This is a genomic window from Streptomyces minutiscleroticus (assembly GCF_014650875.1).
GTDB classification, from domain to species: Bacteria; Actinomycetota; Actinomycetes; order Streptomycetales; family Streptomycetaceae; genus Streptomyces; species Streptomyces minutiscleroticus.
Window position 1 is genome coordinate 66,780 of sequence record NZ_BMVU01000035.1, and the last position, 24,930, is coordinate 91,709.

The 24,930-nt window shown below is 74.0% G+C and carries 20 protein-coding genes; 12 read left to right on the top strand and 8 right to left on the bottom strand.

Annotated elements, in window-relative coordinates:
• Positions 1-131: 131 nt before the first annotated feature.
• Positions 132-1,190 (top strand): LacI family DNA-binding transcriptional regulator, encoded by a 1,059-nt coding sequence (locus IE271_RS27870; RefSeq protein WP_190193209.1) that lies wholly within the window; start codon positions 132-134, stop codon positions 1,188-1,190.
• Positions 1,191-1,340: 150 nt separating this feature from the next.
• Positions 1,341-3,413: an alkaline phosphatase family protein gene (locus IE271_RS27875; protein WP_373308848.1), complete on the top strand. Its 2,073-nt coding sequence runs from the start codon at positions 1,341-1,343 to the stop codon at positions 3,411-3,413.
• Between the two features lie 82 nt (positions 3,414-3,495).
• Here the strand turns inward: IE271_RS27875 and IE271_RS27880 are convergent, their stop codons facing one another.
• A complete protein-coding gene (locus IE271_RS27880; protein ID WP_190193210.1) occupies positions 3,496-4,722 on the bottom strand; it encodes a glycoside hydrolase family 64 protein in 1,227 nt (408 codons plus the stop codon).
• A gap of 254 nt (positions 4,723-4,976) precedes the next feature.
• Positions 4,977-5,771, bottom strand: a complete 795-nt coding sequence (locus tag IE271_RS27885; protein ID WP_190193211.1) for a VOC family protein — start codon at positions 5,769-5,771, stop codon at positions 4,977-4,979.
• 252 nt (positions 5,772-6,023) lie between these two features.
• Here IE271_RS27885 and IE271_RS27890 point away from each other — a divergent pair, with 252 nt between their 5' ends.
• Positions 6,024-6,278: a WhiB family transcriptional regulator gene (locus IE271_RS27890; RefSeq protein ID WP_190193212.1), complete on the top strand. Its 255-nt coding sequence runs from the start codon at positions 6,024-6,026 to the stop codon at positions 6,276-6,278.
• Between the two features lie 78 nt (positions 6,279-6,356).
• On the opposite strand, the gene IE271_RS27895 is transcribed toward IE271_RS27890, so the two are convergent.
• The 3 genes from IE271_RS27895 to IE271_RS27905 all read right to left on the bottom strand — a co-directional run bounded on the left by IE271_RS27895 (position 6,357) and on the right by IE271_RS27905 (position 11,491).
• Positions 6,357-7,331, bottom strand: a complete 975-nt coding sequence (locus tag IE271_RS27895; RefSeq protein WP_190193213.1) for an acyl-ACP desaturase — start codon at positions 7,329-7,331, stop codon at positions 6,357-6,359.
• A gap of 202 nt (positions 7,332-7,533) precedes the next feature.
• Positions 7,534-9,855 (bottom strand): ATP-binding cassette domain-containing protein, encoded by a 2,322-nt coding sequence (locus IE271_RS27900; protein ID WP_190193214.1) that lies wholly within the window; start codon positions 9,853-9,855, stop codon positions 7,534-7,536.
• A gap of 10 nt (positions 9,856-9,865) precedes the next feature.
• Positions 9,866-11,491, bottom strand: coding sequence for an ABC-F family ATP-binding cassette domain-containing protein (locus IE271_RS27905; RefSeq protein WP_190193215.1), 1,626 nt, complete (start codon positions 11,489-11,491; stop codon positions 9,866-9,868).
• A 365-nt stretch (positions 11,492-11,856) separates the two neighbouring features.
• Between IE271_RS27905 and IE271_RS27910 the strand changes: the two genes are divergently transcribed.
• Complete coding sequence (locus tag IE271_RS27910) at positions 11,857-12,537, top strand: GOLPH3/VPS74 family protein (RefSeq protein WP_190193216.1); 681 nt, start codon at positions 11,857-11,859, stop codon at positions 12,535-12,537.
• 236 nt (positions 12,538-12,773) lie between these two features.
• Here IE271_RS27910 and ssgD read toward each other — a convergent pair whose 3' ends face one another.
• Entirely contained in the window at positions 12,774-13,190 is a 417-nt protein-coding gene (ssgD, locus tag IE271_RS27915; RefSeq protein WP_190193217.1) for a spore wall synthesis regulator SsgD, read from the bottom strand.
• Positions 13,191-13,509: 319 nt separating this feature from the next.
• Here ssgD and IE271_RS27920 point away from each other — a divergent pair, with 319 nt between their 5' ends.
• The 3 genes from IE271_RS27920 (at position 13,510) to mmpA (ending at position 14,891) form a co-directional block, all read left to right on the top strand.
• Positions 13,510-13,836, top strand: coding sequence for a plasmid stabilization protein (locus tag IE271_RS27920; RefSeq protein WP_190193218.1), 327 nt, complete (start codon positions 13,510-13,512; stop codon positions 13,834-13,836).
• Positions 13,837-13,971: 135 nt separating this feature from the next.
• Positions 13,972-14,685 carry an endonuclease V gene (locus IE271_RS27925; protein ID WP_190193219.1) on the top strand — a complete coding sequence of 238 codons (714 nt, stop codon included), beginning with the start codon at positions 13,972-13,974 and terminating at the stop codon, positions 14,683-14,685.
• A complete protein-coding gene (gene mmpA, locus IE271_RS27930) occupies positions 14,682-14,891 on the top strand; it encodes a morphogenic membrane protein MmpA (protein WP_190193235.1) in 210 nt (69 codons plus the stop codon). The genes IE271_RS27925 and mmpA overlap by 4 nt, the downstream gene beginning before the upstream one ends.
• Positions 14,892-15,139: 248 nt before the next feature.
• Here the strand turns inward: mmpA and IE271_RS27935 are convergent, their stop codons facing one another.
• Positions 15,140-16,330 carry a saccharopine dehydrogenase family protein gene (locus IE271_RS27935; RefSeq protein ID WP_190193220.1) on the bottom strand — a complete coding sequence of 397 codons (1,191 nt, stop codon included), beginning with the start codon at positions 16,328-16,330 and terminating at the stop codon, positions 15,140-15,142.
• A 269-nt stretch (positions 16,331-16,599) separates the two neighbouring features.
• On the opposite strand from IE271_RS27935, the gene IE271_RS27940 reads away from it, so the two are divergent.
• The 4 genes from IE271_RS27940 to IE271_RS27955 all read left to right on the top strand — a co-directional run bounded on the left by IE271_RS27940 (position 16,600) and on the right by IE271_RS27955 (position 22,158).
• On the top strand, positions 16,600-17,796 hold the full coding sequence (locus IE271_RS27940) for a CaiB/BaiF CoA transferase family protein (protein ID WP_190193221.1): 1,197 nt from the start codon (positions 16,600-16,602) through the stop codon (positions 17,794-17,796).
• Positions 17,797-17,839: 43 nt separating this feature from the next.
• Positions 17,840-19,054, top strand: coding sequence for an acetyl-CoA C-acetyltransferase (locus IE271_RS27945; RefSeq protein ID WP_190193222.1), 1,215 nt, complete (start codon positions 17,840-17,842; stop codon positions 19,052-19,054).
• A 38-nt stretch (positions 19,055-19,092) separates the two neighbouring features.
• Entirely contained in the window at positions 19,093-21,264 is a 2,172-nt protein-coding gene (locus IE271_RS27950) for a 3-hydroxyacyl-CoA dehydrogenase NAD-binding domain-containing protein (protein ID WP_190193223.1), read from the top strand.
• 225 nt (positions 21,265-21,489) lie between these two features.
• On the top strand, positions 21,490-22,158 hold the full coding sequence (locus IE271_RS27955; RefSeq protein WP_190193224.1) for an SDR family NAD(P)-dependent oxidoreductase: 669 nt from the start codon (positions 21,490-21,492) through the stop codon (positions 22,156-22,158).
• 124 nt (positions 22,159-22,282) lie between these two features.
• Here IE271_RS27955 and IE271_RS27960 read toward each other — a convergent pair whose 3' ends face one another.
• The gene (locus tag IE271_RS27960; RefSeq protein ID WP_190193225.1) at positions 22,283-23,011 is read right to left on the bottom strand and encodes a MerR family transcriptional regulator; all 729 of its coding nucleotides are present in this window, start codon (positions 23,009-23,011) and stop codon (positions 22,283-22,285) included.
• A gap of 402 nt (positions 23,012-23,413) precedes the next feature.
• On the opposite strand from IE271_RS27960, the gene IE271_RS27965 reads away from it, so the two are divergent.
• Positions 23,414-24,868, top strand: coding sequence for an amino acid permease (locus IE271_RS27965; protein ID WP_190193226.1), 1,455 nt, complete (start codon positions 23,414-23,416; stop codon positions 24,866-24,868).
• Positions 24,869-24,930: the final 62 nt, after the last annotated feature.

Consider the following 24,930-nt stretch of genomic DNA (forward strand, 5'->3'; position numbering starts at 1 on the left):
GGCGCCGTTCGCCGCCGCCGGGGAAGGCGGGGAGGCCCCGTGAAGGGCCCCGGCGGGCGTCGGGAGCGCTCTCACCGGGACTCCTCCAGCGGCTATCCTGATCCGCATCCCCGCCGCTGAGGAGTCCCGAGGTGAGTGACCCGACGACCGCGCCCCGTCCCACACTGGAGGCCGTGGCCGCGCGGGCCGGGGTCTCCCGGGCCACGGTGTCGCGCGTCGTGAACGGCGGCGACGGTGTGCGCGAACCCCTCGTCGAGCGGGTCAGACAGGCCGTCGAGGAGCTCGGCTACGTGCCCAACCAGGCCGCCCGCAGCCTCGTCACCCGCCGCCACGACGCCGTCGCCGTCGTCATCGCCGAGCCCGAGACCAGGGTCTTCACCGACCCCTTCTTCGCCCTCCAGCTCCGCGGCATCAGCAAGGAGCTGACGCTCCACGACTGCCAGCTCGTCCTGCTGCTCACCGAGGGCCGCGACGACCACGCGCGCGTCGGCCGCTACCTCGCCGGTGGCCACGTCGACGGCGCGCTCGTCTTCTCCCTGCACCTGGACGATCCGCTGCCCGGGCTGATCCGCGGCGCCGGCGTGCCCACCGTGTTCGGCGGGCGGCCCTGCTGGGCCGACGGCAGCCGCGGCACGGCGCCCACGGTGTACGTCGACAGCGACAACAGGGGCGGCGCCCGCGAGGCCGTGCGCCACCTCGCCTCGCTCGGCCGGACGCGGATCGCCCACATCGCGGGCGTCCTCGACCAGACCTCGGCGGTCGACCGCCTCGACGGGTACCGGGACGTCATGCTCGACGCCGACCCCCGGCTGATCGTGGAGGCCGACTTCACCCCGGCGGGCGGCGAGCGCGCGATGCGCGAGCTGCTCGGCCGCTTCCCCGACCTCGACGCGGTGTTCGCCGCCAACGACCTCATGGCGGCGGGCGCACTGCGGGTGCTGCGCGCGGTGGGGCGGCGGGTGCCCGAGGACGTCGCCCTGATCGGCTTCGACGACATGCTGCCGGTCGCCGAGCAGACCGACCCGCCGCTCACGACGGTCCGGCAGGACATAGAGCAGATGGGCCGGCTCATGGCCCGGCTGCTGCTGCGCGGCCTGGAGCGCCGGGGCGGCGAGGCGGCCGGGACGCCGGGCGGCACACCGTCGAGCGTGGTCCTGCCGACGACGCTCGTACGCCGCGCCTCGGCGTGACGCCCTCCGCTCCTCCCGTCGTTTGTCCGTCGTCCGTTTGAACGGTGACCGCCGCCGGTCCGTACGGAATCCGTACGCACTCGGCGGCCCCGGCCTCCCCGGCCCGGTCCGCCGCGCCAGCAGCGGGTACCGCACGGAAGGACCTCCGGGTTGTCGAGCAACACGAGCCCTCGCCAGCAGCCGACCAAGGACGAACCCGGCGAGGAGGCGGTCCCGGCCGGAAGCGGCCCGCCGGCGGAGCCCACGCGGCCGGAGGACTGCGGCTCACCTGCGGAGGAGCCGCAGCCGGCCGAGAGCAGTCCCTCGTCGGCCGACCCGCGACCGGCCCGGAGCGGTTCGTCCGCGGAGGAGCCGCAGCCGGCCGGGAGCGGCTCACCTGCGGAGGAGCCGCAGCCGGCCGAGGGTGCCTCGGACGGTTCGCGGTCGGTCGACGGCGGGACGTCCGCCGAGGAAGCGCAGCCGGCCGGGGGCGGCTCGTCCTCCGCCGGTCCGCGACCGGCCGAGGGCGCTCCCCCCGCGCCGGTCGCGTCGGCGGACGCCCCCGGTGCCGCCGGCGGAGCGCCGTCCCGGCCGGGGCGGGGCGAGCGGCGCGCGGTGGCCGCACGCACGGCGGCGCGCCGGGCGGCCGACCTGCTCGCCGCCGCGCTCGTGCTCTTCGCCCTGCTCATGCCGACGACGTACACCGCCCTGAGCGCGCACGAGTTCACGCGCATCCCGGTGGAGGCGGTCTTCGGCGCCGCCCTGCTGCTCGTCCTGCCGGGGCGGCCGCGGTTCTGGGCGGCGCTGGCGGCCGGGCTCGGCCTCGGGGTGCTGACCGTCCTGAACCTGCTCGACATGGGGTTCAACGCCTTCCTCGGCCGCGGCTTCAACGTGGTCCTCGACTGGGTGCTGCTCGACGACGCCGAGTCCTACCTGCGGGACTCGTTCGGCGAGGCGGGCGCGGTCGGGGCCGCCGTCCTGGCCGTGGCGCTCACCGTCGCCGTCCTCGCCCTCACGGCGCTGGCGGTCCTCCGGCTGAGCCGGCTCATGGGCCGGCACAGCCACGCCGCGACCCGCACGGTCCTCGTCCTCGGCACCGTCTGGGTGCTGTGCGCCGCGCTCGGCCTCGAGGTGGCCGGCACGCCGGTGGCCGCCCGGCACGCGGCCGCCCTCGCCCAGGACCGGGTCGACCGGGTGAACGCGACCCTGAAGGACGAGGCGGCCTTCGCCGAGGAGGCCGGGAAGGACGCCTTCGGCGACACCCCGCCGGAGAGGCTGCTCACGGACCTGCGCGGCAAGGACGTCATGATCACGTTCATCGAGAGCTACGGGCGCAGCGCGATCGAGGACCCGATCATGTCCCCGGGCGTCGACGCGACGCTCGAGGACAAGACGCGGGAGCTGGAGAAGGCCGGCTTCGCGGCGAGGAGCGGCTGGCTGACCTCGGCGACCTACGGCGGCAGCAGCTGGCTCGGCCACTCGACCTTCCTGTCGGGCCTGTGGGTCGACAACCAGCAGCGCTACCGCACCGTCACCGCGGGCGACCACCTCACGCTGACCAAGGCGTTCCAGCGCACGGGTGCCTGGCGGACCGTCGGCGTCATGCCGGGCGTGCAGAAGGGCTGGCCGGAGGCCTCGTGGTACGGCCTCGACCACGTCTACGACTCCCGCGACCTCGGCTACCGGGGTCCGAAGTTCAGCTGGTCCACCATGCCCGACCAGTACGCCCTGAGCGCCTTCGAGCGCCTGGAGCACGGCAGGAAGCGCGACGAGCCGCTGATGTCGGAGATCATCCTGACCTCCAGCCACCAGCCGTGGGCGCCGATCCCGAGGACCGTCCCCTGGGACGAGGTCGGCGACGGGTCGGTCTACCGGGACATCGAGAAGGCGGGCAAGGACCCGGCGGACGTGTTCACCGACTCCACCGCGGTGAAGGCCGAGTACGGCAAGTCGATCCAGTACTCCGTGACCAGCCTGATCGACTACGTCGTCGAGTACGGGAACGAGGACACCGTGCTCGTCTTCCTCGGCGACCACCAGCCGCTGGCCCGGGTCAGCGGCGACCACGCGAGCCGGGACGTGCCGTGCGCGATCGTCGCCCACGACCCGGAGGTGCTCGACCGGATCGCGGACTGGGGCTGGAGCGACGGTCTGAGGCCGGACCACGACGCCCCGGTCTGGCGGATGGACGAGTTCCGGGACCGCTTCCTGACCGCCTACGGCTCCACGCCCGGCGCTCCCTGACCGCGACGGACGCGACGGCCGGCGGCCGCCCGGCGCCCCGTGGGGGCGGACACCGGGCGGCCGCCGGCCGTCGTCGTGGGCCCTACGCGCCGACGGTCACCGTGAACCGCCGCGGATTGCCGTCGTTGGCGGCCCCCGAGACGTCCGGCTGGCCGTCGGGGCGCACGTCGTCGTACGGGAAGGCGTAGCCGATGGGCGAGTTGGCGTGGACGACGCGGGCCCAGTGGTTGGTGGTGGCGTCCTTGTAGTAGTCGGCGGAGCCCGCCCCGTTGGGCTGCGTGGGGTGGGTGAGCATGAGGGAGCGGTTGAACCCGGCGGCGAGGCGGGCCAGCAGCGCCTTCTTGTCGTCGGAGTCGGCCGGGTTGTTGGTGAACGGGCCGTGGTTGCAGGTGAAGATGTCCTTCGACGTCGGCTTGGTGAAGGTGTGGCCGCCGGTGAAGGTGAGCGTGCTGCCGCTGACCCGGCCGGTGAACACCCCGCGCCCGCCCTGGAGGTCGATCCGCAGGTCGGTGGAGCGGTACTTCTCCCACACCCGGTCGATGTAGCCGTTCCACACGTCGCGGAACGGCATCTGGTCGGGGCGGTCGAAGTACGGCGCCATCAGGTTCTGCGGGGAGATCACGCGCAGCACCTTGCCGTTGCCGCCGCGCACGACCAGCTTGTCCCAGGGCTGCCCGTCCCGGGCGGCCTGCGCGGTCAGGTCGGCCGCGATCCGGTCCACGGCGCCGTTCGGCAGCGGTGCGACGGTGTGGGTGGCGTCGCCCTCCAGCTTCAGCCCGATGGGCAGTGCGGTGACCAGGTCGACGTAGCTGATGTTGGCGTACAGCTGCTGGCTGTTGAAGGTGAACTCGCAGAACGACCAGGTCTTGCCGTAGTTCGGGTCCGCGGGCGTGGCGAAGGCGGGCTCGACCAGGCCGGGACCGGGGTTGAGGAAGAAGTCGAGCTTGGCGTCGCGCACGAAGTAGATCCGGGCGCCGTACATCTGGGGCAGTGTCAGCACTCTGGGCGCGGAGCCGGCCGCGCCCAGCGGTATGGCGCAGTCGACGGGCAGCGGGGTCTGCGGGGCCGAGGGCGAGGCGGGCCGGTAGACGCCGCCGTCGGCACGCAGCAGCATCCAGCCGCCGGTGGCCGGGTCGTGGCCGGTGACGTAGGCGTACACGGTGCCGGGCAGCGAGGCGTTCTGCAGGGCGAGCTGGCAGGTGGCGGGCGCCGCCTGGGCGCGCGGGGTGAGCGAGCTGCCCCAGACGGGGTAGGTGGCGGCGGTCGCGACGGCCGCGGACGACAGCAGGAACTTCCGGCGCGAGATCACAAAAGTCTCCTGGGAAGAGTGGGGGACGCAGAAGCGACCGAGTTGGATGGGGGTGTCGGCCCTGCGTGCACCACTGTTGCCAGGGAAGGTTGAGCCGTCAAGAGTTATGACTGAGAGCGCTCTCAGAAATTCTCGGCGTTCACAAGTCGACGGGGGCGGGGGTGCGTACGGCCCGTCCGCGCGGCCGTACGCACCTGGTGGGCGGACGCGTGCGGGGGCGCGGCCACGGTTCCGGGCCGGGGCCCGGGGCCGGCTCAGCCCTGCCGCTGCGGCACGCCCTCGATCACGGCGAACCGGGCGCCGTACGGATCGGCGAGTCCGGCCGTGCGGCCGACGCCCGTCACGTCCGTGACGGGCGTGCGCACGGTGCCGCCGCGCTCCTGCGCGGCGGCGACCGCGGCGTCCGCGTCCGTCACGGCGAAGTACGGCAGCCAGTACGGCCGGTCGTCCCGCCCGGCCGGGCCGCCGTTCAGCGGCACGAAGCCGCCGAAGGAGGCGTCCTCCTCCGTGCCGGCCGGGCGGACGGAGGTGTACACGCCGCCGGGGAACCGCACGGCCGAGGTCTGCCAGCCGAACACGGCGGCGTAGAAGGCGGCGGCCCGGGCCACGTCGGGCGTGTGCAGCTCGGTCCAGCACAGGGAGCCGGGGGTGCCGACCGTCTCCAGGCCCTGGTTGAGTCCGGGCTGCCAGAGGGCGAAGACGGCGCCCGCCTGGTCGGTGAGCAGGGCCATCCTGCCCTGGTCCGTGATGTCGGTCGGCGGCACCGGCACGCCGCCGCCGGCGTTCTCGGCGGCCTTGGCCGTGGCGTCGGCCTCCGGCGTCCTGAAGTACACCGTCCAGGACGGCGGCCCCATCTCGGGCGTGGTCTGCATGCCGCCCGCGACGGTCCGGTCGGCCAGCCGGAACATGCCGTAGCCGTCGCCCCCGGGGCCCGCGGGCCGGAAGTCCCAGCCGAAGAGCGCGCGGTAGAAGGCGGTGGCGCCGGCGAGGTCGCTCGTGCCGACGTCGAGCCAGTTCGGGGCGCCGGTGACGGAACGGGTGGTGAGCATGGTGCCCTCCTCGTCGAGGAATCCCGTGTCCTGCACTGCCGAGTCTGGCACCGCCGGCCGGCGGCCGCCGGGGGACGGGCCGTGTCCGCGCCACACCCGGCGGCGGGTCCGGGGCCGGGGCGCGCCGCCTGGCGTGGCGGCGGCCGCCGCGGCAGGATCGGCGGAGCCCGAAGGACGCCGTCAGGCAGGCCGGGACGGCGCGTTGATGACTCGTTGATCGAACGTTTTTCGCCGCGCGGCATCCTCTCGGCCATGTACGACGACACCGTCACGGGGGCCGACATCGCCTGGCAGGAGCAGGCGTTGTGCGCGCAGACCGGAGCAGACTTCTTCTTTCCCGAGCCGGGCAGCTCGGTGCGCGAGGCGAAGCGCATCTGCGGCCTCTGCGCGATCCGTCCCGCCTGCCTGGAGTACGCGCTGCGCCACGACGAGCGCTTCGGCGTCTGGGGCGGCCTGTCGGAGGGGGAGCGGCTCGAACTGCGGCGCGCGGCCCGTACGGCCCGGTGACACGCGTGTGCCGGTGGGGGGACCGGCACACGCGCCCGCGGGGGGTGACGGCCAGGGCCGCCACCCCCCGGGGATGTCCTAGACCCGCCCCCGCGCCGCCATCCGCGCCTTGCGGGCCGCGAGGCGCTCGTCGAACGTGCGGGCCTCCGCGTCCAGGCCGTTCATGAACATGCCCAGCTCCTCCTGCGCCTTGTGCCCCTCGGGGCCCAGGCCGTCGATCTCCATGATCTTCAGGAAGCGGAGCACCGGCTGGAGCACGTCGTCGTGGTGGATGCGGAGGTTGTAGACCTCGCCGATGGCCATCTGCGCGGCGGCCCGCTCGAAGCCGGGGATGCTGTGGCCGGGCATGCGGAAGTTGACCACCACGTCCCGGACCGCCTGCATGGTCAGGTCGGGGGCGATCTCGAAGGCGGCCTTCAGCAGGTTGCGGTAGAAGATCATGTGCAGGTTCTCGTCGGTCGCGATGCGCGCCAGCATGCGGTCGCAGACCGGGTCGCCGGACTGGTGGCCGGTGTTGCGGTGCGATATGCGGGTGGCCAGCTCCTGGAAGGCTACGTACGCCACCGAGTGCAGCATCGAGTGCCGGTTGTCGGACTCGAAGCCCTCGCTCATGTGCGCCATGCGGAACGCTTCCAGCTTGTCCGGGTCCACGGCGCGCGAGGCGAGCAGGTAGTCGCGCATCACGATGCCGTGCCGGCCCTCCTCGGCCGTCCAGCGGTGCACCCAGGTGCCCCAGGCGCCGTCGCGGCCGAAGAGCGTGGCGATCTCGTGGTGGTAGCTGGGCAGGTTGTCCTCGGTCAGCAGGTTCACGACCAGCGCGGTCCGGCCGATCTCGGTGACCTTGGACTGCTCCTTCTCCCAGGCTTCGCCGTCCTCGAAGAAGCCGGGGAAGTTGCGGCCGTCGCTCCAGGGCACGTACTCGTGCGGCATCCAGTCCTTCGCCACCTTCAGGTGGCGGTTGAGCTCCTTCTCGACCACTTCCTCCAAGGCGTAGAGCAGACGCGCGTCGGTCCATTCCTGTGAGTTGCCGAGGTGGGGAGTCGTGAGGGTCACGGGGGCTCCAGAAGGGGGACGAAAAACGAGCGGGGACGTAACCTACGGCATCGTAGGCTACGAGTCCGTAGGTTACGACACCGTAAGTTAAGCACGATGTAAGAGTCTCTGAGCAGCGGGGTTCCCCGGACGGACGACCGCATGCCGACGGCCCCGCGGGTCGGGGCCCCGGGGCCGGACGGGTGAGGTCACCGGCGGCCGCTCACCCGTTCGGGCGCGGCGCCGCGGCGGGGACGGGGAAGCGGGACCGGCCGACGGCGCGGCGCAGGTGCTCCGCCGTGAACGAGTCGCGCGCGTCGAGCAGTTGCCCCGGAGTCCCCTCGAACACCACCCGGCCGCCCTCCTTGCCGCCGTCCGGGCCCAGGTCGATGATCCAGTCGGCGTGCGCCACGACGTCCAGGTCGTGCTCGACGACCACGACCGTGTTGCCCGCGTCGACGAGCCGGTCGAACAGCGCGAGCAGCGTGCCGACGTCCGCCATGTGCAGTCCGGTCGTCGGCTCGTCCAGGACGTACACCGCGCCCGTGCGGTGCAGGTGGGTGGCGAGCTTGATCCGCTGCCGCTCGCCGCCGGAGAGCGTGGACATCGGCTGCCCGAGCGTCAGGTACGTCAGCCCCACGTCCCGCAGGGCGTCCAGCCGGCGCCGTACCCCCCGGTCCTCGAAGAAGTCCAGCGCCTGCTCCGCCGTCATGTCCAGGACGTCGGCGACGGAGCGGCCGTCCACCGTCAGCCGCAGCACCTCGTCCTTGAAGCGCCGCCCCGCGCAGTCGCCGCAGGTCGTGGTCACCGGGTCCATGAACGCGAGGTCGGTGTAGATGATCCCGCGCCCCTGACACGTCCCGCAGGCGCCCGCCGAGTTGAAGCTGAACAGCCCCGCGTCGGCTCCCGTCGCGCGCGCGAAGATCTTCCGTACGGTGTCCATGACGCCCAGGTACGACGCCGGTGTCGAGCGCGCGGAGATCCCGATCGACGACTGGTCGATCACCACGGCGTCCGGATGCGCGGCCGTGAACTCGCCCGACACCAGCGTGCTCTTGCCGGACCCGGCGACGCCGGTGACCACCGTGAGCACCCCGGTGGGGAACTCCACGGTCACGTCCCGCAGGTTGTTGCGGCAGGCGTCCTTGACCCACAGTCCGCCCGTCGCCCGCCGCGGCCGCTCCTTGACCGCCGTACGGCGCCGCAGGCACCGCCCGGTCGCGGTGTCGGCCGTCGCGAGCGCGGCCGGGGTGCCCTCGAAGACCACCCGCCCGCCGTCCGCGCCCGCGCCCGGCCCCATGTCGACCACGTGGTCGGCGAGCCGGATGACGTCCGGGTCGTGCTCGACCACCAGCACGGTGTTCCCCTTGTCCCGCAGCCGCAGCAGCAGGTCGCCGAGGCGCCCCACGTCGCGCGGGTGCAGCCCGACGCTCGGCTCGTCGAAGACGTACGTCATCCCGGTCAGGCTGGACCCGAGGTGCCGTACGGTCTTCAGCCGCTGCCCCTCCCCGCCGGACAGCGTGGACGTCTCCCGGTCCAGGCTCAGATAGCCGAGGCCGATGGCGTCGATCCGCTCCAGGGCGGCCACGGCGGCCGACGCGACCGGGGCGGCCACCGGGTCGTCGATGCCTTCCAGTACCCCGATGAGGTCGCTGACCTGCATGCGCGTGCAGTCCGCGATGGACAGGCCGTTGATGCGGGTCGCGAGCGCGGCGGCGTTCAGCCGGGCGCCGCGGCAGGCCGGGCAGACGGCCTCGGTGAGGAAGCGCTGCGCGAGGTCGCGCGTCTTCTGGCTCATGCCGGACAGGTCCCGCTTGAGGTACAGCCGCTCGAAGCGGTCCGCGAGCCCCTCGAAGTCGGTGCTCCACACCCCGTCCGAGTTCCTGACCTCGACCTTGCTGCCGGGGGCGCCGCGCATCAGGAACTCCCGCTCCCGCGCGGTGAAGTCCCGCACCGGCTTGTCCGTGTCCAGGTCGCGGGTGTTGGTGTAGGCCTGCCCCTGCCAGGTGCCCGGGGCGAACGGCGGGAAGACGACCGCGCCGCCCGCCAGGGACCTGTCCTCGTCGAGGATGCGGTCCCAGGCGGGCTGCACCGTGCGGCCGAGTCCGTCGCACTCCGGGCACATCCCCGACGGGTCGTTGAACGAGTACGCGCTCGCCTCGCCCGCGCCGGGCGTGCCGTGCCGGGAGAACAGCACCCGGATCACCGAGTAGACGTCCGTCATCGTGCCGACCGTGGACCGGGAGTGGCCCCCGACCGGCCGCTGGTCGACGACGATCGCGGGGGAGAGGCCCTCGACGGCCTCCGCGCGCGGCCGCTCGTACTTGGGCAGCCGGTTGCGGACGAACCAGCTGAACGTCTCGTTCAGCTGGCGCTGGGACTCGACCGCGATCGTGTCGAACACGACCGAGGACTTCCCCGATCCCGACAGGCCGGTGAACACGGTCAGCCGGCCTTTCGGGACGCGGAGGGTGACGTCCTTGAGGTTGTTCTCCCGGGCTCCGGTGATCCGGATGTGACTGCTGTGCGCGTCGCCGTTGCTCATACCACTGACGCTAGGAGGGATACTCGACAACTTCTGTCGTGATTTCCCGCAGCTCCCCGTCCTCCAGGAGCAGCCGCCGGGTGACGCCGACGGAGTCCAGGAACGGCAGGTCGTGGCTGGCCACGATCAGCGCTCCCTCGTACGACTCCAGGGCCGTGGTCAGCTGCCGCACGCTCGCCATGTCCAGGTTGTTGGTCGGCTCGTCCAGGAGCAGCAGCTGCGGGGCCGGTTCGGCCAGCATCAGCGCGGCCAGCGCCGCCCGGAAGCGCTCGCCGCCGGAGAGCGTCCCCACGAGCTGGTCGGCCCGCGCCCCGCGGAACAGGAAGCGCGCGAGGCGCGCCCGGATCCGGTTGTGGTCGGCCTCGGGCGCGAAGCGGGCCACGTTCTCCGCGACGGACAGCCCGTCGTCCAGCACGTCGAGCCGCTGCGGCAGAAAGCGCAGCGGCACATGGGCCCGCGCCTCGCCGGACTCCGGCGCCAGCTCCCCGGTGACCGTCCGCAGCAGCGTGGTCTTGCCCGCGCCGTTGCGCCCGATCAGGGCGATCCGCTCGGGACCGCGCAGTTCGAGGCCGCCCGCCACCCGCGCCCCGTACCGCAGCCGCAGATCCTGGAGGGTGAGGACGGTGCGCCCGGGCGGCACCGCCGTGTACGGCAGGTCGATGCGGATCTCGTCGTCGTCCCGCACGGCGTCGACCGCCTCGTCGAGCCGCTCCCGCGCCTCGGCGATCTTCTCCTGGTGCATGATCCGGTGCTTGCCCGCGGACTCCTGCGCGGCCCGCTTGCGGGCTCCCATGACGATCTTCGGCTCGCGCTTCTGCTCGTACATCTTCTGGCCGTACCGCTTGCGGCGGGCCAGCTTGACCTGGGCGTCGGCGAGTTCGCGCTGCTGCTTGCGCAGATCGGCCCCCGCGACGCGCACCATGCGCTCGGCCGCCTCCTGCTCGGCGGCGAGCGCCTCCTCGTACGCCGCGTAGTCGCCGCCGTACCAGGCCATCCCGCCCGGGCGCAGGTCGGCGATCCGGTCGACCAGGCCGAGCAGTTCGCGGTCGTGGCTCACCACGACCAGCACGCCGGACCACGCCTGCACGGCCGCGTACAGCCGCCGCCGCGCGTACAGGTCGAGGTTGTTGGTGGGCTCGTCCAGGAGCAGCACGTCGGGGCGGCGCAGCAGCAGCGCGGCCAGCCTGAGCAGCACCGACTCGCCGCCCGACACCTCGCCGACGGTGCGGTCCAGGCCGATGCGGCCGAGGCCCAGCCCGCCGAGCGTGGCCAGGGCGCGCTCCTCGACGTCCCAGTCGTCGCCGACCGCGTCGAAGTGCTCCTCCGCCGCGTCGCCCGCCTCGATGGCGTGCAGGGCGGCGCGCCGCGCGGCGATGCCGAGCACCTCGTCGACGCGCAGCCGGGTGTCGAGCGTGACGTTCTGCGGCAGCAGGCCGACCTCGCCCGTCGCCCGGACGGTGCCGCCGCCCGGCGTCAGCTCGCCGGCCAGCAGCTTCAGCAGGGTCGACTTGCCGGAGCCGTTGACCCCGACGAGCCCGGTCCTGCCCGGGCCGAAGGATGCCTGCAGCCCGTCGAGGACGACCGTGCCGTCGGGCCAGGCGAAGGAGAGGGAGGTGCAGGTGAGGGAGGGTGACATGAGGGCGCCTCGCGATCGCGGGAGAAGCGGGAAGGGGAAGACGCGGGCGAGACACCGCGGGCGAGGGCGGGAAGCGCGTACGGAAAAGGGGTCCGCACCGGGAGAGGGGTCCCACCGGGGAGGGACGGCTCGTACGCCGAGGTCGCCGACCGCGCGCAGCCGCCATGAACGGCACGACTGCGGGAAGCGGTGTCTCAGGACCTCAGACGAGCAACGTCCTTCTCCAATCGACGGCAACAGGACCGTCTCGACGGTACGAGGGCCCCTGGGGGCTGTCAAAGGAATTGAAGGGAACGAGGGACGCGGGGAGAACGGGGGGAGCGGCCGGGGGCCCGGCCCGGCCGCACCGACGACGAGGAGGTCCTGTGCCCGACGGTTCGCTCTCGCTGCCCGCCCGGCTGTACCTGCTGGCGTGGGACACCACGCGGCTCAAGGTCACCGGCGGCACCCATCTGCACCACCTGGTGCGCGCGGGCGCCCTCACCGAACTGGCGCAGCGCGGACTGCTCGCCGACCGGGACGGCGTCGCGACCCCACTCGACCCCGACGCCCGCACGGGCGACACGGTCCTGGACGGCCTGCTGGAACTGATCGAGGAGTCCCGGCCGCGCAAGTGGAAGACGTGGGTCACGTCGCGGGCGCGGGTCACGCTCGACGCGGTCCGCGCACAGCTCACCGCCGACGGGTACCTGCGCGCGGAGAAGCGCAGGGCGCTCGGCCTGTTCCCCACCGTCGACTACGTGCTGGAGCGCGTCGCCGTCGTGGACGCGCTGCGCGAGGAGGCCTGCCGCGTCCTGGAGGGGGCCGGGCCGGTGTCCGAGGTGTCCGAGCGGGACGCGGCCCTCGTCGCGCTCGCGGCCGCCGCCGAACTGCGGTCCGTGGTGCCGGGCAGGGCGCGCCGGCGCCACAAGGAGCGCATCGAGGAGCTGACCGGGCGCAGCGGGGCGGCGGCGCCCGCGCTGAAGAAGGTGGTCCAGGAGGTGCGCACGGCGGTCGTGGTCGCCGTGACGGCCGCCTCCGCGTCGGGGGCCGGCGCCGGGAGCTGACCCGGCCCCCGGACACGGACCCGCCCGCCCCTGTGTCACGTCACGGGGCGGGCGTCCGGGTCCTTCGTTCCTCCGCGCGCTTCAGGTTCTCGGTCCTTCGCGTACGGGGCCTCGTCGTGCGGCGCCCCGGCGGGTGCCGTGTCCCGAGGGAGCCGCGGGGCACGGCGGCGGACGGGTGCCGGCCGGTGCGTCCGGCCGTGCGGGTGCGCCCGGCCGCGGGCGCGGGGCGCCGGGCCTCAGCAGGCGTCCCGCATCAGCTCGGCGAGCTGGTGGTCCAGGTCCTGGTGCAGGTGCTCGAACCCCACCGGCACCGACTCCGTGGTGCTCCGCAGGAAGCGCCGCAGCTCGCCCGTGCGGACGTGCACCACGGCGGTGCCCTCGGGGGCGTGGAACTCCAGGACGGTCCGGTCGTAGCCGTACGGCCGCACCCGCACGTCGCCCTGCCCGGCCGGCTCCTCCAGACCGTCGGTGAGCAGGTCGCGGGCGAAGGTCCAGCGGACGTCCACGCCCTCCAGGGTGGCCGGGGCCGGGAAGACCATGCTGACGGCGAAGGGGTCGTGCGGGTCGTAGTGGATGGTCGCGGGAATGCTCTGCATCTGCGGCGCGGCGGCGACGAGACGGGCCTCTAGGGGCTGTTCGATGACGGTGGACAACGCCTTGCTCCCTTGCTGTTGAGGCTGCGCACTTGTAGAGACGCCGGAACCGGCCAGTCCGTGCGCGCTGAACGCATGAAGTCCTAGTGACCTCCGTCACCGCTCTCAATCACGGTGTGACACCAGTCATCGTCCGGCACCGGAGAAACCATCGGGACGACATACGTGAACCGGGACGCACGGGACGGCCGCCGGGGCGGGGACCGGCGCTCGCCGGGGCGGGGCCCTACGGCCGCCCGGGCGAGGACTGTTCGTCGTGCGGCGGGGTACGCGTCGTGCTTGTCTGTCCCGGGGGGTGCTTCCAGGAGAGGAGACCACCATGCCCGCAGGGTCGAACGCCAAGCGCGAGCGCCAGTACGAGCACATCAAGAAGAGCGCGAAGGACCGTGGCGAGAGCACGAAGCGCGCCGAGGAGATCGCCGCGCGGACCGTGAACAAGGAGCGGGCGCGCTCCGGTGAGTCGAAGACCGCCAGCCGCACGTCCACGCAGGACAAGTCGTCCTCGCAGCGCGGCGGGGAGCGTTCCCACAAGGGCTCCCAGGGCCCCACCTACAACCAGCTGTATGAAGAGGCCAAGCGCCGCAACGTGCACGGCCGTTCCGACATGAACAAGAGCGAGCTGCAGCGCGCGCTCGGCAAGTCCTGACGGCTCCCGGGGCGCCCGTCCCCGGGCGCCCCGCCGGCCGGGCCGGCCGGCCCCGCCGTGCACGGCGCCGGGCCCCGAAGGCGGCGCACCCCGCCGCGCCGGGCCGGCCGCCGCGCCCGTACGCTCGTACCCACCATGACGAGCGCACGCGTACGCATCCCCGACGGCTGGCCCGCCACCGAGGAGCAGGCCCGCGCCGTGCAGGACGAGTTGCGGGGACGCGTCGTGCGCGACGAGCCCGGGCCGCCGCCCGGGCGGGGGCACGTGACGGGCGTGGACGTCGCCTACGACGACGAGCGCGACCTCGTCGCGGCCGCCGCCGTCGTACTGGACGCGGCCACCCTCGACGTCGTCGCCGAGACCGCGGCGGTCGGCCGCGTCTCCTTCCCCTACGTGCCCGGGCTGCTCGCCTTCCGCGAGATCCCGGCCGTGCTGGCCGCCCTCGACGCCCTGCCGTGCGGCCCCGGCCTCGTCGTCTGCGACGGCTACGGCCTCGCGCACCCGCGCCGCTTCGGCCTGGCCAGCCACCTCGGCGTGCTCACCGGCCTGCCGACCGCCGGCGTCGCCAAGAACCCGTTCACCTTCGCCCACGCCGAGCCGGGCGCCCCGCGCGGCTCCTCCTCCCCGCTGCTCGCGGGCGACGAGGAGGTCGGCCGGGCGCTGCGCACGCGGGACGGCGTCAAGCCCGTCTTCGTCTCCGTCGGCCACCGGGTGACGCTCGACACCGCCTGCGCCCACACGCTGTGGCTGACACCGCGCTTCCGGCTCCCGGAGACCACGCGGCGCGCGGACGCGCTGTGCCGCCGGGCGCTCAGGGAGGCGGCCGCCTCCGGGGACGCCGGGGCGTGAGTACGCGATCTGAGTACGCGTACGGATGCCCGGGCACCGGCGTGATCGGCAGGCTGTGCGGCATGACGACGCACCGCTCCCCGAAGCCCGCAGCCTCCGTCGGGACCGCCGACCGCGCCGTGACGGCCGCCCTGGTCCTGGCGCTCCTGGCCGCCCTCGGCTGGCTCGGCGGCATGATCTGCACGGTCCTCGGCTGGTCGATGTAGCCGGCCGGCCCGGCCGCACCCCCGGCGCGGCGGCGGACCGCGCCCGCCGTCCCCGCGCCCGCCGTCTCCGCACCTGCCGTCTCCGCACCTGCCGTCTCCGCACCTGCCGTCTCCGTGCCCGCGGCCCCTTGCCGCCGCGCGGCCGCGACCGCGGGTCGGGCCCGCCCGGTCCGCCGTCTTCGTGTCGCGGTCCGGCCGCACCCGCCGACCGGGCCGACCGCGTCGGCGGCGGGGCCGGCCCGCCGCCCCTACCGCCGCGCCGCCACCCGGAACACCAGCCCCGAGCGGGTCAGCCGCTCGGTGAGGGCGTCGCCCATCGCGGTCGCCGTCGTCACCTGGCCCGCCGTGTCGGGCAGATCGTCCAGGGCGAGCGCCAGCGCGGCCTCGGCGAGCATCCTGGCCGTCTCGTCGTAGCCGGGATCGCCGCCCCTGACCTCGGTGAACACCCGCCGGCCGCCGCCCTCGCCCACGAACCGCACCGAGAAACTGCTCCGGGCGCGCCGCTCCGCGCTCGGCCCGTCCCCGGGCCGCAGCCGGTCCGACAGCAGCCGCCGCGCGGACGGCACCTGGGCCGCCGCGAACAGCGCGCCGGCCGCCGCCGCCCCGCCCACCGCGTACGGCAGGCTGCGCACGGCCGCGTAGTGCCGGTAGCGGAAGTCCGGACCGTAGCGCTCCAGGGCGCGGGCCGAGCGCCGCACGATCTGCGGGTCGAGGGTGGGCAGCGGCAGCGCCCACGCCCCCACCTCCTTGGCGAAGCGCGGCCCGCCCGGCGGGGTCTGCGCGCGGCGCCCGTGCACCCGGGGCTCGTGGCGCCGCCGGTCCCGCGCGGCCTCCCGCATCTGCCGACGCCGCGCGAGCTGGTTGAGCGCCGAGGCGAGCGTGCCGCCCGAGAACATGGCCTCGGCCCGCACGTAGGCGTCCACCGTCAGCGGCACCCCCTCCGGGAGCTGCCGCACGGTGAAGTACGCGCCCAGGTCGTGCGGCACGGAGTCGAACCCGCACGCGTGCACGAGCCGCGCCCCGGTCTCCCGCGCCCGCGCGTCGTGCCGTACGTAGGTGAGGTCCACGAACTCCGGCTCGCCGGTGAGGTCGGCGTAGTCCGTCCCCGCCTCGGCGCAGGCGGCGACCAGTTCCGTGCCGTAGGTGAGGTAGGGGCCGACGGTGGTGGCCACCACCCGCGTGCTCTCCGCCAGTTCGCGCAGCGCGCGCGGGTCGGCGGCGTCGGCCGTGACCAGGGGGAGGCCGGCGCAGGCCGGGTCGAGCGCGGCCAGCCGGTCGCGCAGCCGCTCCAGCCGGGCCGTGTCGCGCGCCGCGACCGCCCAGCGCAGCCCCTGGGGCGCGTGGGCGGCGAGGTACTCCGCGGTGAGCGTCCCGACGAACCCCGTCGCTCCGTAGAGCACGAGGTCGTACGCCCGGTCCGTGCCGTTCCGCCTGCTCATGGGACTCCTCGCCCTGGGTGCGCGCCATTGCCGGGCGCTGAGGTTACCGTGCCGTAGGACCGTTGTGACCAGGACCGGGGGAGAAGCACCGGGACGTCCCGCGGCCGGGGGACGCTGGAGCCGGGGACCGGCCGGAGCGCCGCGCCGCGCTCGCGCGCACTGCCCGGCACAATGGGCTAAGCGCTTGCTCGCCGGGCCCTTGTGCGGAGCGGCTCCGCTTCCTAGCATCGCTGGTGTTACATCGATCCTGTCAAACCACGGGGGGCCCGATGGCAGCCGCGGAAGCGGTGGGGCACGGACCGCTGCACGGGGTGCGGGTGGTCGAGCTGGCGGGCATCGGGCCCGGTCCGTTCGCCGCCATGCTCCTGGCCGACCTCGGCGCGGACGTCGTGCGGGTCGACCGCCCCGGCGGCCCCGGCCTCGGGATCGACCCCGCGTACGACGTCACCAACCGCAACAAGCGGTCCGTGGTCGTCGACCTGAAGGCGCCGGGCGGCGCGGACCGCGTCCTGGACCTGGCCGAGCGCGCCGACGCACTGATCGAGGGCTACCGGCCGGGCGTCGCCGAGCGCCTGGGGATCGGGCCACAGGCCTGCCACGCCCGCAACCCCCGGCTCGTCTACGGCCGGATGACCGGCTGGGGCCAGGAGGGCCCGCTCGCCGAGCGGGCCGGGCACGACGTCTCCTACCTCGCCCCGACCGGCGTCCTCGGCATGATCGGCGACCCGGACCGGCCGCCCGCCGTCCCCGCCAACCTGCTAGGGGACTACGCGGGCGGCTCCCTGTACCTCGTCGTCGGCGTGCTGGCCGCGCTGCACCACGCCCGCGCCACCGGCACCGGGCAGGTCGTCGACGCGGCGATCGTGGACGGCGCGGCCCACCTGTCCGCGATGATCCACGGCATGCTGGCCGCCGGCGCCTGGCAGGACCACCGCGGCGCCAACCTCCTCGACGGCGGCTCCCCCTTCTACGGGACGTACGCGACCGCCGACGGCCGGCACATGGCGGTGGGCGCGCTGGAGCCGCGCTTCTACGAGGAGTTCGCGCGGCTGCTCGGCCTCCCGGACGACGCCCCCGACCGCTGGGACCTCACCCGGTGGGGGGAGCTGCGCGAGCGGATCGCGGCCCGCTTCCGCACCCGTACGCGCGAGGAGTGGACGGCCGTCTTCGAGGGCTCCGACGCCTGCGTGGCGCCGGTGCTGTCGCTGGCCGAGGCGCCCGGCCACCCGCACCTCGCGGCCCGCTCGACCTTCACCGGCCACGGCGGCATCACCCAGCCCGCGCCCGCGCCCCGCTTCTCCGCCACGCGCACCTCGGTGCGCACCGGCCCCGCCCGGCCCGGCGCCGACACCGCCGGGGTGGCCCGCGACTGGGACGTGCCCGCCCTCGCGGAGGACGGCGCCCGGCCCGGTCCCGGGGGAACACCGTCCGCCCCGTCCGCCGCAGGCCCCGCGGCCGCGTCCTGACCGAGCGCCCAGCGAAGCGCGCCCACAGAAAGGCACCCCACCAGTGAGTACCGAAGCGTACGTGTACGACGCGATCCGCACCCCGCGCGGTCGCGGCAAGGCGAACGGCGCCCTGCACGGGACCAAGCCCATCGACCTCGTGGTGGGACTGATCCACGAGATGCAGGCCCGGTTCCCGGACCTCGACCCGGCCGCGATCGACGACATCGTGCTCGGCGTCGTCGGGCCGGTCGGCGACCAGGGCTCCGACATCGCCCGGATCGCGGCCATCGCCGCGGGGCTGCCCGACACGGTCGCCGGCGTGCAGGAGAACCGCTTCTGTGCCTCAGGTCTCGAAGCGGTCAACCTCGCCGCCATGAAGGTGCGCTCCGGCTGGGAGGACCTGGTCCTCGCGGGCGGTGTGGAGTCGATGTCCCGGGTGCCGATGGCCTCCGACGGCGGCGCCTGGTTCGCCGACCCGATGACCAACCTGGCCACCAACTTCGTGCCGCAGGGCATCGGCGCCGACCTGATCGCCACGATCGAGGGCTTCGGCCGCCGCGACGTGGACGAGTACGCGGCGCTGTCCCAGGAGCGGGCCGCGACGGCGTGGAAGGAGGGCCGCTTCGCGCGCTCCGTCGTGCCCGTGAGGGACCGCAACGGCCTGGTCGTCCTCGACCACGACGAGCACATGCGGCCCGGCACCACCGCCGACTCGCTCGCGAAGCTGAAGCCGTCGTTCGCGGACATCGGCGACCTCGGCGGCTTCGACGCCGTCGCGCTGCAGAAGTACCACTGGATCGAGCGGATCGACCACGTCCACCACGCGGGCAACTCCTCCGGCATCGTGGACGGCGCGGCCCTGGTCGCCGTCGGCTCCAAGGAGGCCGGCGAGCGCCACGGACTCACCCCGCGCGCCCGGATCGTCTCCGCGGCCGTCTCCGGCTCCGAGCCCACCATCATGCTCACCGGCCCCGCGCCCGCGACCCGCAAGGCGCTCGCCAAGGCCGGCCTGACCATCGACGACATCGACCTCGTCGAGATCAACGAGGCGTTCGCCGCCGTCGTGCTGCGCTTCGCCAGGGACATGGGCCTGTCCCTGGACAAGGTCAACGTCAACGGCGGCGCCATCGCGCTCGGCCACCCGCTCGGCGCCACCGGCGCGATGATCCTCGGCACGCTCGTCGACGAACTGGAGCGCCAGGACAAGCGCTACGGCCTCGCCACCCTCTGCGTCGGCGGCGGCATGGGCGTCGCCACCGTCGTCGAGCGCCTGTGACCAGCGGCACCCCCGGACTTCCTACGGAGACATCTGCCATGACCGAGAGCACCACCATCCGCTGGGAACAGGACGACACCGGCGTCGTCACCCTCGTCCTGGACGACCCCGGCCAGTCGGCCAACACCATGAACCGGGCGTTCGCCGCCTCCCTCGCCGCGACCGCCGACCGCCTGGAGGCCGAGAAGGACTCCGTGCGCGGCGTCGTCGTCACCTCCGCCAAGAAGACCTTCTTCGCCGGCGGCGACCTGCGCGACCTGATCCGGATCACGCCCGAGACCGCGGGCGAGGCCCTGGAGTCGAGCCTCGCGATCAAGCGGAACCTGCGCCGCATCGAGACCCTGGGCAAGCCCGTCGTCGCCGCGATCAACGGCGCGGCCCTCGGCGGCGGCTACGAGATCGCCCTCGCCTGCCACCACCGGGTCGCCCTCGACGCGCCCGGCTCGAAGATCGGCTGCCCCGAGGTCACCCTCGGCCTGCTCCCCGGCGGGGGCGGCGTCGTGCGCACCGTACGCATGCTGGGCATCGCCGACGCGCTGCTGAAGGTGCTGCTCCAGGGCACCCAGTACAGCCCGCGCCGCGCCCGGGAGAACGGGCTGGTCGACGAGGTCGCCGACACCCCCGAGGAGATGCTGGCCAAGGCCCGCGCCTTCATCGACGCCCACCCCGAGTCGCAGCAGCCCTGGGACCGGCCCGGCTACCGCATCCCCGGCGGCACGCCCGCGAACCCCAAGTTCGCGGCCAACCTGCCCGCCTTCCCCGCCAACCTGCGCAAGCAGACGAACGGCGCGCCCTACCCGGCCCCGCGCAACATCCTCGCCGCGGCCGTCGAGGGCTCCCAGGTCGACTTCGAGACCGCGCAGGTCATCGAGGCCCGGTACTTCGTGGAGCTGGCCGCGGGCCAGACCGCCAAGAACATGATCCAGGCATTCTTCTTCGACCTGCAGGCCGTCAACTCCGGCGCCAGCCGCCCGCAGGGCGTGCCGCCGCGCCAGGTCCGCAGGGTCGCCGTCCTCGGCGCCGGGATGATGGGCGCGGGCATCGCGTACTCGTGCGCCCGCGCCGGCATCGACGTCGTCCTCAAGGACGTCTCGGAGGAGGCCGCGGCCAGGGGCAAGGGGTACTCCGAGAAACTGTGCGCCAAGGCGGTCGCGCGCGGGCGCACCACCCAGGAGAAGGCCGACGCGCTGCTGGCCCGCATCATCCCGACCGCGGACCCGGCCGACCTGACCGGCTGCGACGCGGTGATCGAGGCCGTCTTCGAGGACCCGGCCCTCAAGCACAAGGTGTTCCAGGAGGTCCAGCACGTCGTCGCGCCGGACGCGCTGCTGTGCTCCAACACCTCCACCCTGCCGATCACCACGCTCGCCGAGGGCGTGGAGCGGCAGGCCGACTTCATCGGCCTGCACTTCTTCTCGCCCGTCGACAAGATGCCGCTGGTGGAGATCATCAAGGGCGAGCGCACCGGCGACGAGGCCCTCGCCCGCGCCTTCGACCTGGTCCGGCAGATCAGGAAGACCCCGATCGTCGTCAACGACTCGCGCGGCTTCTTCACCTCCCGCGTCATCGGCCACTTCATCAACGAGGGCGTGGCCATGGTCGGCGAGGGCGTCGAGCCCGCGTCGGTGGAGCAGGCGGCCGCGCAGGCCGGCTACCCGGCCAAGGTCCTGTCCCTCATGGACGAGCTGACGCTCACCCTGCCGCGCAAGATCCGCAAGGAGACCCGGCAGGCCGTCGAGGAGGCGGGCGGCACCTGGGAGGCCCACCCGGCCGAGGCCGTGATCGACCGCATGGTCGACGAGTTCGGCCGCACCGGACGCAGCGGCGGCGCGGGCTTCTACGACTACGACGACAACGGCGGGCGCGGCCCGCTCTGGCCGGGCCTGCGCGAGCACTTCACCCGGCCCGGGCACGAGATCCCGTTCCGGGACATGCAGGAGCGGATGCTGTTCTCCGAGGCGCTGGACACCGTCCGGCTCCTGGAGGAGGGCGTGCTGACCTCCGTCGCCGACGCCAACATCGGCTCGATCCTCGGCATCGGCTTCCCCGGCTGGACGGGCGGCGTCCTGCAGTACGTCAACGGCTACGAGGGCGGGCTGCCCGGCTTCGTGGCCCGCGCCCGCGAGCTCGCCGAACGCTACGGCGACCGCTTCACGCCGCCCGCGCTGCTGGTGGAGAAGGCGGAGAAGGGGGAGCGGTTCGGCGACTGAACCCGCCGCGACCGGCCGCGCGCGGCCGTACGGGCGGGAGGGCGTACCCGGGGGCGTCGGCGCACAGGTACGCGGACGCACCGGCACGTACGGGCGGGACGCGCGCGGCCGGGGCGTTGGCGCCCGGCGGGGCGGCCCGCCGGCCGGTACGGGACATCGGGACGGCCGCCCCGACGGCCGGAAGCGTTCTTGTCCGGAGTCCGGCCGGGTCAGCACACTCGCCCCATGGAGACGCCCACCGTCCTGGTGACCGGAGCGGCGCGAGGGCTCGGACAGGAGCTCGCCGTCGCGCTCGGGCGGCACGGCTACCGGGTCGCCGGGCTCGACGCCGTCCCGCAGCCGGAGACGGCCGGGCGCGTCCTGGACTACCTGGAACTGGTCGCCGACGTCGCCGACGAGGAGCAGGTGCGCGCGGCCCTGGAACGCGTCCTCGACCACTTCGGCACCCTGCACGCGCTGGTCAACGACGCGGGCGGGCCGCCGGAGGGGGAGGGAGAGGCGGAGACCGAGGCGGAGGCGGAGTTCGAGCGGACGACGCCGCAGGAGTGGCGGCGGACCGTGCGGGACGTCCTGGAGGCCCCCTTCGTGATGACGCGCGCCGTGCTGCCGCACCTGAAGGCCGCGGGCTGGGGCCGGATCGTGAACGTCACCCCCGCCGCCGTGTCCGACGCGCCGCCCGCGCGGGTGGCGCACACCGCGGCGCAGACCGGGCTGGTGGGCCTCACCCGCGCCCTGGCCGGGGCGCTCGCCCCGTACGCCATCACGGTCAACGCCATCGCGCCCGGCCCGGAGCCGGAGGACCTGATCCCCACCCTCCTGTACGTCCTCGACGAGGGCAACGGCCGCCTGACCGGGCAGACCCTCGACCTGTCGGGAGGCCCGGCCCGCCGGTGAGGCACCAAGGCGGGCCCGGCTCGCGCCCCGGGCCCGCCCGGCTCCCGCTCCGGACCCATCGGGCCCCCGCTCCGGACCCGCCCGGCTCCCGGCCCGGACCTGTACCGGTCCTGCTCGGGACCGCTCAGGACTCCTCGAACGACTGCCGCAGCTCCTCCCGGAGCGTGCGCTGGAACGTGGTGAGCAGCGCCTGCACCACCATCGGCTGCACATGGGCGGACAGCGACTTCATCGCGGCGACGTGCCCGGGGCCCGGCCCGCGCTCCCGGTGGGCCTCCCACACCTCCTCGTGGAAGAGGCGGGCCAGCTCGCGGGCGGCGCTGCGCGCGTGCTCCTGGAGCACGGTCCGCGCGGCGAGGATCGTCTCGTGGGCGATCGGCGTGTCGAGGAGCTGGACGCCCAGGCGCAGCAGGCCCGGGTCGACGCGCAGGACGCCGGGGCGCTCGGTGCGCGCGACGACGTCCATCGCGACGAGCCGGTCCAGGTCCCCGTCGCTCAGCGCGCGGCCCGCCCGGCGCTCCAGCTCGGCGCGGGACGTCTCCTCGGCGGTGTCGGGCACCCAGGACGCCACCACGGCCCGGTGGATGGCGAGGTCGTGGGCGCTCAGGTCGTCCGGCAGCTGCCGCAGGTACCGCTCGATCGCCGCGAGCGTCATGCCCTGGTGCTGCAACTCCTCGATCAGGGCGAGGCGGGAGAGGTGGGCCTGCCCGTAGCGGCCGACGCGGCGCGGGCCGATCACGGGCGGCGGCAGCAGGCCCCTGGTGCTGTAGAAGCGGACCGTCCGGACGGTGACGCCCGCGCGGGCGGCCAGCTCGTCGACCGTGAGGGTGGGCTCCTCGGTGCCCGTCGTCATGCCGGCTCCTCGCCTCTCGCCGGACGCGCCGCCCCGGCCCGCGTCCATGATCCGTCGAACGGGTCCAACAGTATTGCTGTCGCACCGCCCGTGCACCGCCCGTTCCGCGCACACGGCGGTGGGCGGCAGGGACGCGGGCGGGGGAGGAAGGCGCGGCCGCGGAGCGGCCGAGGGGATGCGTCCACCGAGACGGCCGATCGTCGCAATCGGGAAGGGCGGACCCTACTACACCCGCTCCCACCTGTGAGATGTGCCGCTATGTGATCTTCACCACCGCATAATGACGGCAGGTTGAGGGAAGGTGGCCGCGTGGTCTGTGCCTCGTTCGCGGCGGTGCGGTCCATGGCACATCGGACACCCGGGCCCACGCGGTGCCGGGACACCAGAGAGTAGATCCCCTACGTGAGCAAGGACGCCGTAGAAACGGCCGGGGCCGCCCCCGCAGCGGCCCGGACGCCCGCGGACGCGGGCGACGCCGGTTACAGCAAGGACCTCAAGGCCCGGCACGTCAACATGATCGCGATCGGTGGCGCGATCGGCACCGGTCTCTTCCTCGGCGCCGGCGGCAGACTCCACGACGCGGGCCCCGCGCTGGCCCTCGCCTACCTGGTCTGCGGCGTCTTCGCCTTCTTCGTCGTGCGGGCCCTGGGCGAGCTGGTCCTGTACCGGCCCTCGTCCGGCTCCTTCGTGTCCTACGCGCGCGAGTTCCTCGGCGAGAAGGGCGCGTACGTCGCCGGGTGGATGTACTTCCTCAACTGGTCGACGACCGGCATCGCGGACATCACCGCGATCGCGCTCTACACGCACTACTGGAGCCTGTTCACCGACATCCCGCAGTGGGTGCTCGCCCTGATCGCGCTCGCCGTGGTGCTGGTGGTCAACCTGATCTCGGTGAAGATCTTCGGCGAGATGGAGTTCTGGTTCGCGATCATCAAGGTCGCCACGCTGGTCGCCTTCATGCTGATCGGCATCTTCCTGCTGGTCACCCAGCACGAGGTGGGCGGCCAGACCCCGGGCCTGAGCGTGATCACGGACAACGGCGGCGTGTTCCCGCACGGCGTCATGCCGGTCGTCCTGGTGATGCAGGGCGTGATCTTCGCGTACGCGGCCCTGGAGCTGGTCGGCGTCGCCGCGGGCGAGACCGCCGAGCCGGAGAAGGTCGTCCCGCGCGCGGTGAACTCGATCATGTGGCGGGTGGCCCTCTTCTACGTCGGCTCGGTCGTCCTGCTGGCCCTCCTGCTGCCCGGCTCGGTCTACTCCGGCGACGAGAGCCCCTTCGTCACCGTCCTGTCCAAGATCGGCGTCCCGGCCGCGGGCGACGTGATGAACCTGGTCGTCCTCACCGCGGCCATGTCCTCGCTGAACTCCGGCCTGTACTCCACCGGCCGCATCCTGCGCTCCATGGCCATGGCGGGCTCGGCCCCGAAGTTCACCGCCCGTATGAACCGCAGCCAGGTGCCCTACGGCGGCATCCTGCTGACCTGCGCGGTGTGCGTGCTCGGCGTCGTCCTGAACTACCTCGTGCCGAGCCAGGCCTTCGAGATCGTCCTGAACGTGGCGTCCCTCGGCATCATCAGCACCTGGGTGATCATCATGATCTGCCACCTGGTGTTCGTCCGCCGCGCCAGGGCGGGCCTGCTCGACCGGCCCTCCTTCCGCCTGCCCGGCAGCCCCGTCACCGAGATCGTCACGATCGCCTTCCTGCTGGCCGTGCTGGTCCTGATGTGGCAGGACGCGGAGGTCGGCCGCAGGACCGTGTACCTCATCCCGCTGCTCGTCGTGCTCCTGGTCGGCGGCTGGTTCGCCGTCCGCAACCGCGTGGACACCGGGGCGGGCCTGCGCAGGACCACCGAGTAGGCCCGCCCGCGAAGGCTCCGGAACGGGTCCGGCCCCGGCACCGCACGCGCGGTGCCGGGGCC

What these genes read in the sequence shown, in the direction of transcription:
- IE271_RS27885 (WP_190193211.1), bottom strand. Translation starts at nt 5,771, where the DNA reads ATGCTCACCACCCGTTCCGTCACCGGCGCCCCGAACTGGCTCGACGTC.
- IE271_RS27890 (WP_190193212.1), top strand. Translation starts at nt 6,024, where the DNA reads ATGTACGACGACACCGTCACGGGGGCCGACATCGCCTGGCAGGAGCAG.
- IE271_RS27900 (WP_190193214.1), bottom strand. Translation starts at nt 9,855, where the DNA reads ATGAGCAACGGCGACGCGCACAGCAGTCACATCCGGATCACCGGAGCC.
- IE271_RS27905 (WP_190193215.1), bottom strand. Translation starts at nt 11,491, where the DNA reads ATGTCACCCTCCCTCACCTGCACCTCCCTCTCCTTCGCCTGGCCCGAC.
- IE271_RS27920 (WP_190193218.1), top strand. Translation starts at nt 13,510, where the DNA reads ATGCCCGCAGGGTCGAACGCCAAGCGCGAGCGCCAGTACGAGCACATC.
- IE271_RS27925 (WP_190193219.1), top strand. Translation starts at nt 13,972, where the DNA reads ATGACGAGCGCACGCGTACGCATCCCCGACGGCTGGCCCGCCACCGAG.
- IE271_RS27935 (WP_190193220.1), bottom strand. Translation starts at nt 16,330, where the DNA reads ATGAGCAGGCGGAACGGCACGGACCGGGCGTACGACCTCGTGCTCTAC.
- IE271_RS27940 (WP_190193221.1), top strand. Translation starts at nt 16,600, where the DNA reads ATGGCAGCCGCGGAAGCGGTGGGGCACGGACCGCTGCACGGGGTGCGG.
- IE271_RS27950 (WP_190193223.1), top strand. Translation starts at nt 19,093, where the DNA reads ATGACCGAGAGCACCACCATCCGCTGGGAACAGGACGACACCGGCGTC.
- IE271_RS27955 (WP_190193224.1), top strand. Translation starts at nt 21,490, where the DNA reads ATGGAGACGCCCACCGTCCTGGTGACCGGAGCGGCGCGAGGGCTCGGA.
- IE271_RS27960 (WP_190193225.1), bottom strand. Translation starts at nt 23,011, where the DNA reads ATGACGACGGGCACCGAGGAGCCCACCCTCACGGTCGACGAGCTGGCC.